This window comes from Streptomyces sp. CA-210063, assembly GCF_024612015.1.
In the GTDB taxonomy this organism is placed as follows: Bacteria; Actinomycetota; Actinomycetes; order Streptomycetales; family Streptomycetaceae; genus Streptomyces.
Map to the genome: position 1 here is coordinate 6,776,415 of NZ_CP102512.1, position 15,970 is coordinate 6,792,384.

General features: G+C 73.3%; 14 protein-coding genes and 1 tRNA gene. 6 read left to right on the forward strand and 9 right to left on the reverse strand.

Annotated elements, in window-relative coordinates:
* Positions 1-23 precede the first annotated feature (23 nt).
* Complete coding sequence (locus JIX56_RS29705) at positions 24-1,472, forward strand: M6 family metalloprotease domain-containing protein (protein WP_257545081.1); 1,449 nt, start codon at positions 24-26, stop codon at positions 1,470-1,472.
* 93 nt (positions 1,473-1,565) lie between these two features.
* Here JIX56_RS29705 and JIX56_RS29710 read toward each other — a convergent pair.
* The 7 genes from JIX56_RS29710 to JIX56_RS29740 all read right to left on the reverse strand — a co-directional run bounded on the left by JIX56_RS29710 (position 1,566) and on the right by JIX56_RS29740 (position 8,838).
* A tRNA-Lys gene (locus tag JIX56_RS29710) sits at positions 1,566-1,639 on the reverse strand.
* Positions 1,630-2,271 carry a hypothetical protein gene (locus JIX56_RS29715; RefSeq protein ID WP_257545082.1) on the reverse strand — a complete coding sequence of 214 codons (642 nt, stop codon included), beginning with the start codon at positions 2,269-2,271 and terminating at the stop codon, positions 1,630-1,632. Before JIX56_RS29715 ends, JIX56_RS29710 begins: the two co-directional genes overlap by 10 nt.
* 717 nt (positions 2,272-2,988) lie before the next feature.
* Positions 2,989-3,351 (reverse strand): hypothetical protein, encoded by a 363-nt coding sequence (locus JIX56_RS29720; protein WP_257545083.1) that lies wholly within the window; start codon positions 3,349-3,351, stop codon positions 2,989-2,991.
* Positions 3,352-3,646: 295 nt separating this feature from the next.
* Complete coding sequence (locus JIX56_RS29725) at positions 3,647-4,990, reverse strand: AAA domain-containing protein (RefSeq protein ID WP_257545084.1); 1,344 nt, start codon at positions 4,988-4,990, stop codon at positions 3,647-3,649.
* The gene (locus tag JIX56_RS29730) at positions 4,987-6,609 is read right to left on the reverse strand and encodes a hypothetical protein (RefSeq protein ID WP_257545085.1); all 1,623 of its coding nucleotides are present in this window, start codon (positions 6,607-6,609) and stop codon (positions 4,987-4,989) included. The genes JIX56_RS29725 and JIX56_RS29730 overlap by 4 nt, the downstream gene beginning before the upstream one ends.
* The gene (locus JIX56_RS29735; RefSeq protein ID WP_257551197.1) at positions 6,600-7,757 is read right to left on the reverse strand and encodes a hypothetical protein; all 1,158 of its coding nucleotides are present in this window, start codon (positions 7,755-7,757) and stop codon (positions 6,600-6,602) included. Before JIX56_RS29735 ends, JIX56_RS29730 begins: the two co-directional genes overlap by 10 nt.
* Positions 7,708-8,838 carry a phosphatase PAP2 family protein gene (locus tag JIX56_RS29740; RefSeq protein WP_257545086.1) on the reverse strand — a complete coding sequence of 377 codons (1,131 nt, stop codon included), beginning with the start codon at positions 8,836-8,838 and terminating at the stop codon, positions 7,708-7,710. The genes JIX56_RS29735 and JIX56_RS29740 overlap by 50 nt, the downstream gene beginning before the upstream one ends.
* Before the next feature lie 188 nt (positions 8,839-9,026).
* Between JIX56_RS29740 and JIX56_RS29745 the strand changes: the two genes are divergently transcribed.
* The gene (locus tag JIX56_RS29745) at positions 9,027-9,623 is read left to right on the forward strand and encodes a histidine phosphatase family protein (RefSeq protein ID WP_257545087.1); all 597 of its coding nucleotides are present in this window, start codon (positions 9,027-9,029) and stop codon (positions 9,621-9,623) included.
* 138 nt (positions 9,624-9,761) lie between these two features.
* On the opposite strand, the gene JIX56_RS29750 is transcribed toward JIX56_RS29745, so the two are convergent.
* The gene (locus JIX56_RS29750) at positions 9,762-11,273 is read right to left on the reverse strand and encodes a hypothetical protein (RefSeq protein WP_257545088.1); all 1,512 of its coding nucleotides are present in this window, start codon (positions 11,271-11,273) and stop codon (positions 9,762-9,764) included.
* Between the two features lie 258 nt (positions 11,274-11,531).
* Here JIX56_RS29750 and JIX56_RS29755 point away from each other — a divergent pair, with 258 nt between their 5' ends.
* Positions 11,532-11,906 (forward strand): hypothetical protein, encoded by a 375-nt coding sequence (locus tag JIX56_RS29755; RefSeq protein WP_257545089.1) that lies wholly within the window; start codon positions 11,532-11,534, stop codon positions 11,904-11,906.
* 196 nt (positions 11,907-12,102) lie between these two features.
* The gene (locus JIX56_RS29760; RefSeq protein WP_257545090.1) at positions 12,103-12,975 is read left to right on the forward strand and encodes a spermidine synthase; all 873 of its coding nucleotides are present in this window, start codon (positions 12,103-12,105) and stop codon (positions 12,973-12,975) included.
* Between the two features lie 17 nt (positions 12,976-12,992).
* On the opposite strand, the gene JIX56_RS29765 is transcribed toward JIX56_RS29760, so the two are convergent.
* Positions 12,993-13,529 carry a hypothetical protein gene (locus JIX56_RS29765; protein WP_257545091.1) on the reverse strand — a complete coding sequence of 179 codons (537 nt, stop codon included), beginning with the start codon at positions 13,527-13,529 and terminating at the stop codon, positions 12,993-12,995.
* Between the two features lie 132 nt (positions 13,530-13,661).
* Here JIX56_RS29765 and JIX56_RS29770 point away from each other — a divergent pair, with 132 nt between their 5' ends.
* Both JIX56_RS29770 and JIX56_RS29775 read left to right on the forward strand, forming a co-directional pair.
* A complete protein-coding gene (locus tag JIX56_RS29770) occupies positions 13,662-14,366 on the forward strand; it encodes a response regulator transcription factor (protein ID WP_257545092.1) in 705 nt (234 codons plus the stop codon).
* Between the two features lie 37 nt (positions 14,367-14,403).
* Entirely contained in the window at positions 14,404-15,813 is a 1,410-nt protein-coding gene (locus JIX56_RS29775; protein WP_257545093.1) for a sensor histidine kinase, read from the forward strand.
* Positions 15,814-15,970: the final 157 nt, after the last annotated feature.

Genomic DNA, 15,970 nt, shown 5'->3' on the forward strand with positions numbered 1-15,970 from the left:
AAGATCCGCATCCGGAGGTCTCCGTGCAGAGTCCGCTCCCCTGGAAGGAACTCCTCGGCGACCGGGCGCCCAGTCTGCGCAGTACAGCTGCCATGCTCACCTCCCTGACCGCGCTCGCGGCGACCTCGCTGATCGCGGCCCCCTCGGTCGCCGTACCGCTGTCGGAGGCGTGCGTGCTGCGGCGCACCCAGGCCCACCACTCGGAGGGCCTCGACACCTGGAACTCCGCGTATCCACGCCCCACCCGCGACCTCGACGCCGTACTTGTCTTCTTGTCATTCCCTGACGCGGCCCCGCTCACCACTCCGGCCGAGCTGACCGCCGATCACTTTCCGGCCACGAGCGAGTTCTTCGAACGCGCTTCCTATGGAAAGTTTGCCCTCCGTCCGCATCCGCGCCGCAAGTGGCTGGAGATGCCACGGCCCTCGACGGCGTACGCCATACGGCGTGACTGGAGCGCGGAGCGCCGGGCCGCCTACCTCGAGGACGCGCTCGCTACGGCCGACCCGCACGTCGACTTCTCCCGCTACGACATCGTGTACTTCGTCGCCGACCCGCACGCCCCCGGTGTGGACTCGGACGCGACGAAAGTGGTCAACCTCGAAACCCCGCTGGAGGTCGACGGCACGGGTCTGCGCCGGGTCGTCACCGTGTTCGAGCGGCATCCCCCGGACCGTCTCGTCCTCGCCCATGAGACCGGCCACGTCTTCGACCTCCCCGACCTCTACCACCGCCCCGCCGACGGCAAGGGCGACTGGGACACCTACGTCGGCGACTGGGACCTCATGGGCAGCCAGTTCGCCCTCGCCCCGGACCTCTTCGCCTGGCACAAGTGGAAGCTCGGATGGCTGGAACCGCGCCAGGTGACGTGCGTACGGGGGACCGGGAGCACACGGCTGACGCTGGAGGCGGTGGGGGCGGGGCCGAAGGACGGGTACGAGGGGGAGGGCGGGAAGGTCGGGGAGGTCGGGAACGCGGGCGGTGGTGGGCGGGTGGCGGGTGATGGCGGCGGTGGTGGTGGGCCGGTTGCCGACTCCGGGGTCGGTGGCGGTTCCGGGGTCGGGGTCGGTGGCGGTTTAGGAGTCGGGGTCGGGGTCGGTGGTGGGGCGGCTGGGGCGCGGGCCTTCGGTGTCGGCCGGGGGGCGAAGCTGGCGGTCGTCCCCACCGGCCCCGACAGTGCCCTCGGCATCGAGGCGCGGGGCGCGGTCGGCAACGACGGTTCCGTCTGCACCGAGGGCGTCCTCGTCTACCGCATCCGTAGCGGCGCCGAGTCCGGTACCGGCCCCATCGAGGTCCTCGACGCCCACCCCCGTACCGAGGCCTGCCGGGAAGAGTCCGTCTACCCGCCCCTCGCGGACGCCCCGGTGGGCGTGGGCGAGAGCTTCACGGTGCCGGGGGAGGCCGTACGGGTGGCGGTGGAGGGGCGGACGGCGTCCGGGGCGTGGACGGTGCGGATCACGACGGGGCGGTGACGGGGCGGTGGCGGAGCGGTAAGGAGGACGAAGGGGGTGTACCGGAGTGACGAAAGAAGCCCCTCGCTTCCGCGAGGGGCTTCTTTCGTGTCGTGCGCCGCCAGGGACTCGAACCCCGGACCCGCTGATTAAGAGTCAGCTGCTCTAACCAACTGAGCTAGCGGCGCCTGCTGACGTCGTAGACCTTAGCACCCTGATCGGGGGGAGGAAAAATCGATACGCGCACGGTCGCGGAGGTGCTCGCACGGGCCGCCCGGACGGCCGCCCAGAGCAGTACGTCGGGCCCCGGGAGCCAAGGTCGCCGGGTGTCCGGGGCGACGAGCCAGCGGGATCCGAGCCGGGTGGTGCCGGGCGCCTCCGGCATGCCGTCGCCGGTGCTGAGCAGGGCCGGGACGGTCACGGTGTCGCCGGTGCCGTGGCAGAGGAGCGGCGGGACGGCGCCGGTGCGGCCGGGCGAGCCCCACTCCTCCCACTCCAGGAGCGTGGGCAGCCGGTGGGCGGTGCCGGGGGAGGCGAACAGCAGCGTCCGCCCGCGGTACACGGCCACGGGTCCGGAGCCGGGCCCCTCGCCCCATATCCGGTCGAGCATCCGCCGCCCGAAGATCGCCGGCACGCTGACGACGTCGAACACGGTCCCGCACGGCAACACCAACGGCGCCGCCGACCGCTCCTCCCGCAATGCCGACGCACCCCGCGGATACGTTCCTGCCGAGGCCAGCCAAGCCGCCCCCTCCGCCGTGACCCCCGCGACATCGACCCCGTCCCGCGGATACCTGCCCGATCCCACGTCACTGCTCATACCCCTAGATCTACCGCCCGTGACCACCTGACCCCGGGCAGTTGCCGGAAACTGATACGAGAGATGGGCAAGTGGGGTATCTTGCCCACCCGGCATATGCCAACCGTCGTTTCGCCCCGGATATCCCGACTGCCCGCCCAGCCACGCTCAGCGACCCCACTGAGGCGGCTACGCCCCCCCACAGCCGCGGACAGTCGCGCCGCTGAGACGGGCCCCCACGGATCCCGGTCCGGCTTGCGGGGGCGGTTGCGCACGCACCCCGTCCTGGCTGGGGCAGCGGCGCCGCTGGGGCGGTGCCCGCCCACCCGGTCCTCGCTGCGGGCGGTCGTGCCGCTGCGATGGTTGCACCCCCACCCCGTCCTGGCTGGGGCAGCGGCGCCGCTGGGGCCGTTGCGCACCTACCCCGGGGGGGCGGCTGTGCCGCTAGGCCGGGCTCGCCGCCCCCGGTCCTGGCTGCGGGCGGTCGTGCCGCTGGGGCGGGTGCCCACCCCACCCGTCCTGACGGGGGCAGCGGCGCCGGCGGGGCCGCTGCCCATCCACCCGTCCTAGCTGCGGGCAGTCGTGCCGCTGGGGCGATGGGGGCACCTCCCGCTCGAGCGAAGCCGAGAGTGGGGGAGGGTGGGCGCAGCGGCACCCTGTCAGCGCCGGTAAGCGCCTCCGACCCCCGCCCAGCTCCGGCGCAGGGTCACCTGTCACCCCGGCCGCAGAACCCCGCGCTCAGATGGTCTCCGGCCCGCTGACATCCCGCCCCCGCATGAGATCCCGCCCGAACTCGACCATCTTCTTCGCATAGTCCTCGGTCCACTCGGCCCGCTCCGCGATATCCGCCGAGGTCAACCGGTCGAACCGCCGAGGATCGGCAAGCTGCGCCGCCGCGATCGCCTGGAACTCCACGGCCCGGTCCGCCGCCGCCCGAAACGCCTGCGCCAACTCCGTCGCCCGCGACAGCAACGCCCGCGGATCGTCGATCGACTCCAGATCGAAGAAGTGCTCGGGATCGCCGGCCGCCTCCGCCGGCTCGAAGAGCAGGGGCGCGGGGCGTAGCCGCGGTTCGTGCCGACGCGGCGTGGGCTCCGCCATGTCTTCTCCTCCTCGTACGACGGTTCAGTGGGCCGGCCCCGGGGTGTCCCGGGAGGAGGGCCACCGTCCATTGTCTCGTGACAGCGCAAGTGGGCATCGCCCCCGCCCCACCACCCCACACGCCGCCCCCCACACACCCGCGCCCCCGAAGGCGCGGCCGCCCCACCCACACACCCCCGAAGGCGCCGCCCCACCCTGATCCGCCCCATAGTGAGGCCCCTCCTGGCGAGGCCTTTCATGGCGAGGCCCCCTGGGGAGGCCCCCACGGCGACGCCCGCCCCAAGGCGCCCCCGCCCTAAGGCCGCCAAGCCACCCGATGCTCCGCCAGCTCCGCCAACACCGAGTGGTTCGCCTCCCAGCCGTCCGGGAACTTCACGGTCACCCCCAGCTGCACCGGCTCGGTTGACGGGTGGTCGTCGAGCAGGTCGGTCACGCCCGCCCGGCACACCACGACGCACGCGTGCCGGTGCCGGGAGGCGAGGACGCACAGCCGCCCGGTCTCCAGGTGGAACGCCGTCGCGTCGGGCCGCCCGGACAGCGGATGGAGGACGACCGTGACGTCGTACTCCCGCCCCTGAAGCCGGTTCGCCGTGTCCACGACCACGTCCACGACCCCCAGCTCGGCCAGCGCGGAGCGCACCGCGGCGGCCTGGTCCCGGTGGGCCGTGCCGACGGCGATCCGGTCGGCGGTCAGCGGGACGGGCACCTCGGACCGCTCCGAGGTCGCCGCCCCACCTCGGTCGAGGAGCCGTCGTACGACGCGCGCGACGGCCCGTACCGCCTCGGGATCGGTGCGGGGCGTGTGCCGGGCCGGCAGTTCCAGCAGCCCCCACCCCGACTCGGCCGCCTCGTCGATCACCCGGTCCGGGCCGGAGCCGTCCGACGGCACCGCGAAGGCGAGCCGCCGGTCACCATGCCCCGTACCGCTGCGGAACGGCGTGAACGGATAGAACGCGTCGGAGACGAGGGGCGCTGCGGACGCCGGGAGCCGCCACGACACCGGCAGCCGGTGCTGCGGCAGCTCGGGGTTGTGCGCCAGCAGCGTCGTCACCGCCGAGGCCGACGGGTCGTACGACAGCCCCGCCCACTGCTCGCTGCCCACGATCGCGAACGGATCCAGCTGCCCGGGATCACCCACGAACAGTGCCCGCTCGAACAGCCCCGCCACGGCCAGCAACGCGTCCGACCGCATCTGGTACGCCTCGTCGACGATCGCGTGGCGCCACGGCTCGACCCCCTTCACATGCGCCCACTTCGCGGCCGTCGAGATCACGACATCGAGGCCCGCCAGATCGCCCGCCTTCGTCGACTTCCGCACGTTCGCCAGATCGTCCAGCGCCTTGTCGTACGGGTCGCTGTCACTGCTGTGCAACCGGCCGACCGGGAGGTCCGGGTCCTTCTCCGCGAGCCGGATCACCAGGTCGTCGACCTGCGCGTTCGTCTGCGCGATGACCATCAGAGGGCGCCCGGCGGAGGCGAGTTCCAGCGCGGCACGGACGACGAGCGTCGACTTCCCGGCACCGGGCGGCGAGTCGACCACGACACCGCGCGCCTCGCCGCGCAGCGTGTCGCGCAGGATCGCGTCGGTGGCGCGACCGGCGGCCGCCCCGGGGTCGAGCACGGCCTCGGGGCTGGTCACAGCGCGTCCTCCTCGGTCACCGGATCCGGCAGCGGTACGGCGTCGGGCTCACCCGGCGGTCCGCCGTGCGTCCACGGTGTCTCCTCCGGGTCCGGCAGCTTCGCCCCGCCCCGCTGGTCGTGCTCGAAGAGCGTGAAGCAGAGCAGATCGCCCTTCTCGGGGACGGACCCCGCCTCCGGCTCCTTGCCGCGCCCCATCTTGTCCATGATCCGTAGGACCAGCAGCCCGCCGTCCTGAGCGCCGCCCTCGTCCCCCTCGTCCTCCTCGAACCGCACGAACTCCGCCGTCTGCGGCTTCCCGCCCAGCGAGCGGTACACCTTCGCCCGCTCCCCGAGATGCGGCCGGTCCCGCGTCCGTACGGTGACCAGCGGCCGCGGGCTGGGCCGCTTGCCCTCGCTGTACGCCATGACGACGTCCGTGACCTCCCCGGCGAACGCCTCCCCGGCCAGCCGCCGCCCGGCCATGACGAGGGGGTCGTCCAGGGCCTCCTGGGCGTCGAGGCGGGCCTGCTCCCGCTCGCGCGCGGCCAGCTTGTTCGCGGCGGTGACCGCGTCGTCCAGGCGGGGCTGCGGGGGCTCCCCGGCGACGATCCGGTCCCGGTGGCCGGTGAACGACCAGCGGTCGCGGGTCCACCGGTCGGCCGCGTGGGCGCCCTCCGGCAGGGCGCGCAGCAGGTCGAGGCCGTGCCAGACCGCGTCCCAGGTGGGCCGGGTGCGGCTCTCGACGAGGGCGCGGATCTCCCGCTCGGCGGCGGTCAGCGCACCCCACCGGTCGTCGGCCTCCAGACCGTCCTCGGCGGCGGCCAGGGCGAGCCGCGCCCGGTCGTACCGCTCGATGGCCGGGGCCAGCAGCTTGTTGTCGAACGCCGGATCGGTCGCGGGCCCGGCGGGCGGGCACAGCAACTGGCCCTCGGCGTCCCGCGCCAACTCGGCCCGCCGCGCCGCCGCCTCGCCCGATTCCCCCTCCGGGGGGTCGATCCAGGCGAGCAGCGACCCCAGGTGCTGGTCCTCCACCCCGGACTGCCCGGTCGCCCAGTGCCGCGACAGCAGATCGGTGAGCGCGAGCAGCAGTGAGGAGCCCGGAACCCGCGCCCGCTCCCCGAAGTGCGTCAGCCACCGCCCGAGCAACGGCACGCGCGGCGGCGCCGGATGCGGCGCCTCCGGATCCTGCTCGGCGGTGCGCCGGAACCGCATGGACCGCCCGAGGAGCCGTACGAAGTCGATGCCCGTCCGGCTCGGCACGATCAACTGCGGTGCGTCCGCGCACAGTTCGACCTCGACCTTGACCCGCTTGCCGGTCTCCGGGTCGGTCTCGCTGCGCTCGGCCGCCTCCACGACGTCGGCGTACGCGTCCATGTACGGCAGCACGATGTCCGCCAGCTCGGCCAGGAACGCGAACCGCAGGTCACGGTCCCGGGGCTGCGGCACCACCAGCAGCCGGGGCGCGTCCCGGTCGGTGCCGATGAGCGCGCCGAGCGGGGCCCCGGCCTCACCGGCGGTGGTGAGCGGCACGAGGACGAGGGGGTGTGCGGAGAGATGCCGGTGCAGGACCGTGGCGGCGGGCTGCGCGCGGCCCGTACTGACGGCTTCGAGGCGGGCGAGGGTGGCGATCAGCGACACGGAACCCCCTCCGGGGCCGAGCCGGGCAGGCCGGCGCCTGCCAGTGCCTCCGCCCGCAGCTCCGCCGCTCTCCTGAGCGCGGCCACCGCGGGGTCGTCCGGGTCCCCGGCCCTGCCGTGGGCCGCCGCGAGGACGTCGTCGACCGTCGTGAGGCCGCCCAGCTCGGCCCGCGTGGCCCGGCCCAGGGACGTCACCGCGCCCTCGGTGCGGGAACGGGCCCGGCAGTGGAAAGCCAGCTCGCAGGCGGCGAGGCACTCGGGGGCGTAGGTGGCGGACAGGGCCTCGACGGCGGTCGTCAGCTGCTCCTGGGGGAGGTCCGGGGCGAAGCACGTGCCCTCGGGGAGGGAGCCGGCGATCTCCTCGATCCTGGTCAGGCGGGTCAACTGGCGGCGCGTGACCGCCCGTTGCTTACGGATGTCCACCGCTGCGGCCGTCGGGAGGTTGGTGAAGTCCTTGGGGCAGACCAGCAGCACCCGGTGGTGGACGTCGGGTGCGGGATCGAGCCGGGCGGCCACCTCCTCCAGCGCGAGCACATACACCGCGGACTGGCGGGCCGCCGCGCCCACCTTCGCCGGGTCCGCCGAACCGTCCAGCATCGGGAAGGACTTGATCTCCACGACCGACCAGGTGCCGTCCGGGTGGACCACCACCGCGTCCGGCTCCAGGAAGGCGGGGGAGCCCGCCACGTCGAGCGCGAGCATGGGGTGGTCGAGCAGCGCCCAGCCGTCGGCGTCCGTGGCTTCGCGGAGCGCCAGCGCCGTACGGGCGGCGCGGCCCTCGGGGCCCACGGCGGCGAGGTCGGGGACGGAGACGGGCGACGCGGCCGGTGGCTCGGCCCCGGGGTCCAGTCTCTCGTGCACCAGCCGCAGCAGCTCGGCGCCGCCGTCCGCCTTGACCCGGGCCTCGAAGGCGTTGCCCCGCATGAAGGCGAACTGGGACTGGCCGAAGGCGGAGGGCGAGCCGAGCGCGTCCGCCAGCACCGCCTTGTTCACGCCCGCGCCGTCCAGCAGCGCACGGCGCTCGCAGCCCGGGTTGGCCGCGAGCGCGGCGAGGGCGCGCGCGTCCAGCGCCTTGGGTGGGACCTCGGGTCCGCGCAGCTCAGCGAGCCGCTGCCGGAGCGCCGTCTCCTGCTTGCGAGGGGGCGGCACCCGGCTCGGGTTCGATGATCCGCTGCCGTGGAATTCGCTCACCCGGGGAAGTCTGGCACCCACCACTGACAATTGGGGAAACCGAGCCACGAGAGGCGACCGCGACCGGAGTGACGGTCCCCTCGACGCGCCCCCGGCCCCGCCCCTCGCCGCGCCACGGCCCGACACCGTCGACCCGGCCTCCGAGCCCGCCGTCCTGCCGGTCTCCGAGCCCGCCGTCGACCCGGCCTCCGAGCCCGCCACCGAACCGGCCGTCGGCCGCCGCCCCGAGTTCGAGCGTGACCCGGCACTGGTCCACGATCCGCAGCACCAGCGGTGTCAGCAACAGGCCCGTGCCCATCACGGCGGCGCCGGCCACCGCGTCGAGGAAGTAGTGGTTCGCGGTGCCCATCACCACGATCGTGGTGATCAGCGGGTACGCGACGGCCGCGGTCCGCATGAGACGGGAGCCGCTGCCGAAGCGCCAGAGGATCACACCGCACCACAGCGACCAGCCGACGTGCAGACTCGGCATCGCCGCGTACTGGTTCGTCATGCCGCCCAGCCCCCGGGGCGCGCTGGCCTCGCCGCCCCACCAGCCCCACGAGCTGTAGTGGGCCATGGTGTCGACGAAGCCGTACGACGGGTCGAGCAGGCGCGGCGGGCAGGTGGGGAGCAGGGTGAAGCCGATCAGACCGATGAACGTGGAGGTCATCAGCCAGGTGCGGGCCGCGCGATAGCGCACGGTGCGGGACCTGAAGAGCCACACCAGGAGCAGGGGTGTGACCAGGTAGTGCAGCGACGCGTACCAGAAGTCGGCGGGTATCCCGATCCAGGGTTCACGGACGAACAGACGGTTCAGCGGATGCTCGGCGTTGAGCCACAGGGCCTTCTCGATCCGCAGGATCGCCAAGCCGTGGTCGACCGCGTCGGAGGTGTCGCCGCGGGCCAGCAGCCGACCGACCGAGTACGCCCCGTACACCAGCAGGATCAGCGGCAGCTCGGTCCACCAGCGGAGCCGGATGCTCGGTGCCGCCTCGGTAACCGGTGCGCCGGTCGCCCCTCTGGTAACCGGTGCTTCGATCGCCTCGGTCTGCGGCATCCGAACGTCCTCCCCCGTCTGCGTGCGTCGGTGTTCATCTGTGTTTCGTCCAGCTGTGGCCCCTGTGCAAGACGATGTCCAAGACGCTGGGATCGCCTCTCGGGTTGCCTCGCGACAGCGTGAGCGATGATGGACCCGTCCGCCTCTCATTTCTCCTTTCTCCCGAAGGCCCCTCGGAAAGGTCTCCCATGGCACCGCGCATCCTGTTGGCCCGGCACGGACAGACGGAATGGTCCCTGCTCGGGAAGCACACCGGCAGGACGGACATCCCCCTCCTCGAAGAGGGCCGACGCGGTGCGAAGCTCCTCGGCGAGCGCCTGCACCGTGCGCCCCTGGACGGGTTGCCCGGCGTCGATGTCCGGACGAGTCCCCTCGCGCGTGCGCGTGAGACGTGCGCACTGGCCGGCTTCGGCGACCGGGCCACCGAGTGGGACACGCTGATGGAGGTGGACTACGGGGCGTACGAAGGACTCACCCCCGCCGAGATCCAGGCCTTCCGGCCCGGCTGGCTCATGTGGCGCGACGGCGTCCCCGAAGGGGAGAGCCTTCAGCAGCTCTCCGCGCGCGCGGACGAGGTGGTCGCGTGGGCACGGAGCGAGGACCGCGACGTACTGGTCTTCGCCCACGGCCACATCCTGCGCTCCATAGCCGCCCGCTGGCTGGGCCTCGGCCTCGACTTCGCCGCCCGCATCCGCCTCAACCCGACGTCCCTGTCGGTACTGGGCTGGGCCTACGGCGACCCGGCGATCGAGTCCTGGAACGACACGGGGCATCTGGCCGGCTGATTACTTCGCCGTCCGCGTAGCTGCGGGCAGTCGTGCCGCTTGGGGCGGCACGGGTGGGCGCAGCGGCACCCGGCGAGCGCCGGTGAGCGAGACCGACCCCCGCCCACCCACAGCGAGGGGCACCCTCAAAACCGCCGCCTAAGCCGACCGCGCAACCCCCGCGTGCCGCTCCAGGAACGCGGACACCCCCGAAGCCCGCCGATGCGGCAGCAACACGCGCGCGGTCCCCGCGAGCATCTGCTGCACCCGGGAGGACTGGACCTCGTCGAGGAGGTCGAGGACCCGCATACCCGCCGCCGCGGCCTCGTCCGGCAACCCCCCGCGCGCGAGATCGTCGGCGAGCTCGGCGGTGTACAGCGCGATGTTGCGCGTGAAGTGCGGGTTCTGCAGCCCGGCCGCCCGGCGCGCGTGCCGGGCCGCCCGGGTCCAGTCGCCCAGCGTGGACCAGCACTGCGCCTCAAGGCCCTCCAGCTCGGCCTCCCCGTAGAAACTCATCCACTCGGGGTCGGCCTCGCAGGCCCCCCGCCCGAACAGGGCGTGCGCCCGGGCCAGCGCCTGCTCGCACCCGGTGCGGTCGGCGAGCCCCGCCCAGCCGCCCGCCTCCCGCAGCGCCAGCAGGGACATCAGCCGCGGCGACCCCAGCGGCCGGGCGACCCGCTGCGCGGCCTGCGCCGCCCGTACCGCCTCGCGCGGCCGGCCCGCGTCCCGCGCGAGGAAGGCCGTGTTGCAGAACGCGTGCGCCTCCAGACCCGGGTCCCCGGACATCCGGGCCGTGGCCAGCGCCTCCGCGTAGTGCGAGCGGGCGTCGTCGAACCGCCCCGAGTCATGGGCCAACCAGCCCACGGAGATGGCCAGTTCCCCCGCCCCCGCGTACAGCCGGTCGGCGGTGGTCTGCCGGGTGGTGCCCGCGTCGAGCAGCGCGTACGCCGCCCGCAGCGGCGCCGAGGCCCTGCGGTACAGCCCGTCCGCCCCGTGCCGGTCGTCGAGCAGCCGGATCTTGCGTACGGCGGCTTCGAGGGCCCCCGCCTCCCCGGTGCCCGCCCGGTGGACGGGACGGCCCGCGGCCGAGGCCGTGCCGCCCAGGGCGAAGGGGCCGAGCGAGGCGGCCGCCACCGCGGCGGTACCCCCGGTCATGAATGCGCGACGTTGCACGTCGCTCTCCTCGTGGTTCTGGTACGTGTGCTGCGGGCCCCGCCGGCCGCGCACATAGCCCGTGCCGCCCCGCGGGTCCTGCATGTCGTACGTCTCTTGCGTGTCATACGGCTCGTACGCCTCTTCCGTCTCACCCCTCATTCCCTGTGAGGAGTGCGAGCGGCTCTTGTTGCGAGGGGAGGGCGCTTCGTCGGCGGGGCGCGCCCCTCGACCGCGTACCTCCGCGCGGGGCGCGAACCCCAGGTCGGTCAGCGTCCGGCCGGGGAACATATGCAGGAACACCCGTTCGTACGCGTAGTTGGGGCAGCGGATCTCGCCTGCCTCCACCCGTCCGACGTACCGCGCGTCACAGCTCACCCGCTCGCCGATCTCCCGCGCGGCCCGTCGTACCGCGGCGGCGAACTCGCCGGGCGAACGCTGCCCGCGCAACTGCCGGAAGGCGAGGTTCGGCCGCTGTGGACGGGGGAACTCGGACGAGGTCACCGATGACGACACCATGGCCGGGCCCTCTCTCGCGAACCGTCGAACCATGCCGGAACCAGTCGGACTTGTGTGCGTGCTGCACGGTTGGTTCCGCTGTGTCCGGCGGGGCAAGAACGTACCTGCCCCGTCGGTGCCCCCACGCGAGGTTTGGCTACAAACCGGATATCTCATCCTGGATCTGCCATGAACTGCCATCCTTTGCGGCGCAGTTTCGCCGTAGCCGTTGACGGGGTGACGCGTTGGGCAGGGGGCTGGTAGGCATGGGAGGCCCGGATGAAGAACCTCGAACCCCGTTCCGAGTGTGACCTGGTGACCGTGCCTGCGCGGCAGGGGCTGGAGGCGGTCGACATCCTCCGCCGGGGTGCCGTCGACGCGGTGGGGCCCGTCATGGCGGTCGGGCCCGTGCTGCATGACGACACGTGCGACACCCTGGGATTCCTGGTGCCGCCGGGTACGGCTGACGCGTGGGACGTGCCGGGGAGTACGTGTACGCACAGCGATGGGCGGGGGGCGGTGCCGGCACCCGCGGACGGGGCGGACTGGCTGCTGCCGCCCGGCGAGGCGGACCTCGCGACGGATCCGACGGTGTTGCGGGCGGCGCTGGATGAGGCTGCGCGATTGATCGAGGCCGCGGACAACTGCCGGTGAGCTCCGCAGGTTGAGCCAGCCTGGTCGCCGTAGGGCTTCTGTTCGTCGGCGGCTGCGGGTTTGTCGTGGCTGATCGCGCCCGCGCGGCGGAGCCGCAGATCGACACAGCCCCGCGCCCCTCAAGGGCGGGCCTGCGGCCCGCAGCGTGGTGCCCCCGCGTGACGCGCCCCTTTTCGTCCGGGCGGATAATGAGTGAATGGGCAGGTCGAAGAAGGGGCAGGGGCGGCGGGGGCAAGGGGCCGACGCCGTGGTCGAGGCGGTCGACGGGGGGCTTGCCGAACTGCTTCCGGACCGGGATCGCGCGCGGGCGTGGACGCTGCTCGTCGACGGGGCGCCGCAGTCGCATGTCGATCTCGATGATCCGGCGTATCTCTCCTTCGAGTACCAGCGGCGGCTCGGGCATGTCATCGATCTCGCCGCCCCGGCCGGGCGGCCCGTGCACGCCGTGCACCTCGGTGGGGGCGCCTTCACCCTCGCCCGGTACGTGGCCGCCACCCGGCCCCGGTCCACGCAGCAGGTCGTCGAACGGGACGCGGCGCTCGTCCAACTGGTCCGGCGGGAGCTGCCGTTGGATCCGAACGCGCGGATACGGGTGCGGTCGACGGACGCGCGCGAAGGGCTCGCGAAGGTGCCGGACGGGTGGGCGGACCTGGTGATCGCGGATGTGTTCAGCGCGGCGCGCACCCCGGCGCACTTGACGTCGACGGAATTCCTCACGGACGTACGGCGGGTGGTGAAGCCCGGCGGGTTCTACGCCGCCAACCTCGCCGACGGCCCGCCGCTCGCCCATCTGCGGGGCCAGATCGTCACCGCGGCCGTCGTGTTCCCGGAGCTGGCGCTGGTCGCCGACCCGACCGTGCTGCGGGGCAAACGATTCGGCAACGCGGTCCTCGTCGCCTCCGACCAGCCGCTGCCCGTCGCCGAACTGACCCGCCGCGCCGCCTCCGACCCGCACCCCGGCCGCGTCGAACACGGCAGGACGCTCACCGACTTCACGGGTGGCGCGGTGCCGGTGACGGACGCGGGGGCGGTGGCCTCGCCCGCACCGCCGTCGTCGGCGTTCCGCTGAGCCCCGCCGAGTTCCGTTCAGAAGTTCTGGACGTCCACCCGGGGCGCGCTGTCATGCCAGGCGCAGAACACCGACACCCGGTCCGCGCCGGAGGCGAAGTCGACCCGGATCCAGGTCTCCGTCTTCCACACCTGCATCGACCAACCCGAGCCGGGCGTCGCCGAGACGAGGGTCGCGTCCTCGTCGCCGAGTGAGAGGACGACCCGGCCGCCCTCGGTGTCGTACGCCTTGATGTCGCCCGAGTCGGCCGGGGTGCCGGTGCTCGGACTCGGGCGGGGCTTCGCGGACTTCGACGGCGTGGAGGGGGTGGGAGACGGCTCGCGGCTGTCGTTCTTCTCCGGTGCCTTCGTGCTCGTCGACGGCTCCGGGCGGGGCGTGCCGCTGGTCGGCGCGGGGGCTCCCTGGGCCTGGGCATCGGCGGCCGTGATGGGCAGGGCGCGGGGCGGGTCGTACGCGGTGCCGGCCATCACCGTGTGGACGCCCCACCACGACACGGTGACCGCCGCGCCCGTGGCGAGCAGCCAGGCCAGTACGTGCAGGAGTCCTCTGCGCATCGCGGCCATACTGCCCCACCAGCCACGGTGATGTCGTGGGGCGTCCCGCTTGCGGGGCCGTTGCGCAGGGCCTGCGCGGGAGTTGTCCACAGGCCCAGACCGGCCTCTCCCGTTTGGCGTACGGTGCGGCGCATGGCAAGTGTGCTCGTGGTCGAGGACGACCAGTTCGTACGCTCGGCGCTGATCAGGCATCTGACGGACGCCGCACACATCGTGCGCAGCGTCGGTACGGCCCTGGAGGCGCTGCGCGAGGTCGCGCATGTCCGCTTCGACGTGGTGATCCTCGACCTCGGGCTGCCCGATCTGGACGGCTCCGAGGCGCTGAAGATGCTGCGCGGCATCACGGACGTACCAGTGATCATCGCCACCGCGCGGGACGACGAGGCGGAGATCGTGCGGCTGCTGAACGCGGGCGCGGACGACTATCTGACCAAGCCGTTCTCGGTCGAGCACCTGTCCGCCCGGATCGCCGCCGTACTGCGCCGCTCCCGCGCCTCGACCGGGGAGGCGCCCGCGTCCCCGGTGCTCCGCGTCGGCGGCCTCGCGATCGATCCGCTGCGCCGCCAGGCCGAGCTGGACGGCGTACGACTGGACCTCACCCGGCGCGAGTTCGACCTGCTCGCCTTCCTCGCCGGCCGGCCCGGCGTCGTCGTGCCGCGCAAGGAGCTGCTGGCCGAGGTGTGGCAGCAGTCGTACGGGGACGACCAGACCATAGACGTGCATCTGTCGTGGCTGCGGCGGAAGTTGGGGGAGACGGCGGCCAAGCCCCGCTATCTGCACACGCTGCGGGGGGTCGGCGTGAAGCTGGAGCCGCCGGCGGCGGGGGCAAGGCCATGAGGGGGACGCCGGGCGCAGTGCGCGGGGCGGTGGGGCCATGAGGTGGGCGCTGGTCAAGGTGTGCGTGGCGGTGACGACGATGGTCGTGGTCGCCTTCGCGGTGCCGCTCGGGCTGGTCATCAGGGAGATGGCACGGGACCGGGCCTTCTCCAATGCCGAGCGGGAGGCGGCCGCGATCGCCCCGGCCCTCTCGATCACCACCGACCGGGAGCAGTTGGAGCGGGTCGTCGCCTCGGCGGGGGCGGACGAGGGGATGGCCGTGCACATACCGGCGGGCGGCGACGGGGCCGCCGCGATCGATCTCGGGCGGCAGCGGGCCTCCGACAAGGACATCGCCACCGTGCGGAAGTGGGGCCGGGCGTCCACCGCCGAGGTGCCGGGCGGGTCCACGCTGCTCCAGCCCACCGCGCTCAGCTCCGGCGAGATAGCGGTCCTCGAGGTGTATGTGCCCGAGTCCGAGGTGAGCAACGGGGTCGTCATGGCATGGGCGGTGCTCGCCGGGGTGGGCGCCCTGCTGATCGTCGGCTCGGTCGCGGTGGCCGACCGGCTCGGGGTGCGCATGGTCCGGCCCGCCCAGCGGCTGGTCGAGAGCGCGCACGAACTGGGGGAGGGGCAGCTGGGCGCACGTGTACCGGAGGAGGGGCCGAAGGAGCTGCGGCTGGCGGCGATGGCATTCAACGCGATGGCCGACCAGGTGGTCCAGCTACTGGCGAACGAGAGGGAGCTGGCGGCCGATCTGTCGCACCGGCTGCGGACACCGCTGACCGTGCTGCGGCTCAACGCGGCCTCGCTCGGCGACGGGCCGGCCGCCGAGCAGACCCGGGCGGCGGTGGAGCAACTGGAGCGGGAGGTCGACACGATCATCAGGACGGCGCGGGAGGCCAAGCCGCAGACCGCGACGGCGGGGCCGGGTGCCGGGTGCGACGCGGCCGAGGTGGTCCGGGAGCGGATGGCGTTCTGGTCGGCGCTCGCGGAGGACGAGGGCCGTAGGTGGCGGATGGCCGGGGCCGAGCGCCCGGTGCGCATACCCGTCGCCCGGGCCGACCTGGCAGCCGCCCTGGACGCCCTCCTCGGCAATGTCTTCCGTCACACGGCGGAGGGCACGGCGTTCGCGGTCGACGTTCACAACGGCGAGGACGCGGTGATCGTTCTGGTCTCCGACGCCGGCCCGGGCATCGCCGACCCCGAGGCCGCCATGGCCCGTGGCCGTGGCTCCGGCAGCGACGGCTCGACCGGTCTGGGACTCGACATCGTCCGCCGACTCGCCGAGTCGACCGGCGGCGATGTACGGATCGGGTCGTCGGTGCTGGGCGGCGCCGAGGTGCGGATCCGGATCCAGTTGAAGGGGGGAGCGGCGCGGGAGGGCAGGCCGCCGACGCGGCGGGGACACCGGGGCGCGTCCATACGCCGACGCAAACACCTGAAGGGGCACCCCGCCTTCAAATGATCACGCGCACACCCGCGCGCGAGCATGTGCGACCGCTCTGTCCCGTATATGTGCGCATGTCCGTGGGTGATGTGGCTCACGTGTATGACGGTCACGTTTCGACAACCAGGGATTACGTTTCAACAAAGGGGGACAAGAAGCCTTGACGTATGACATG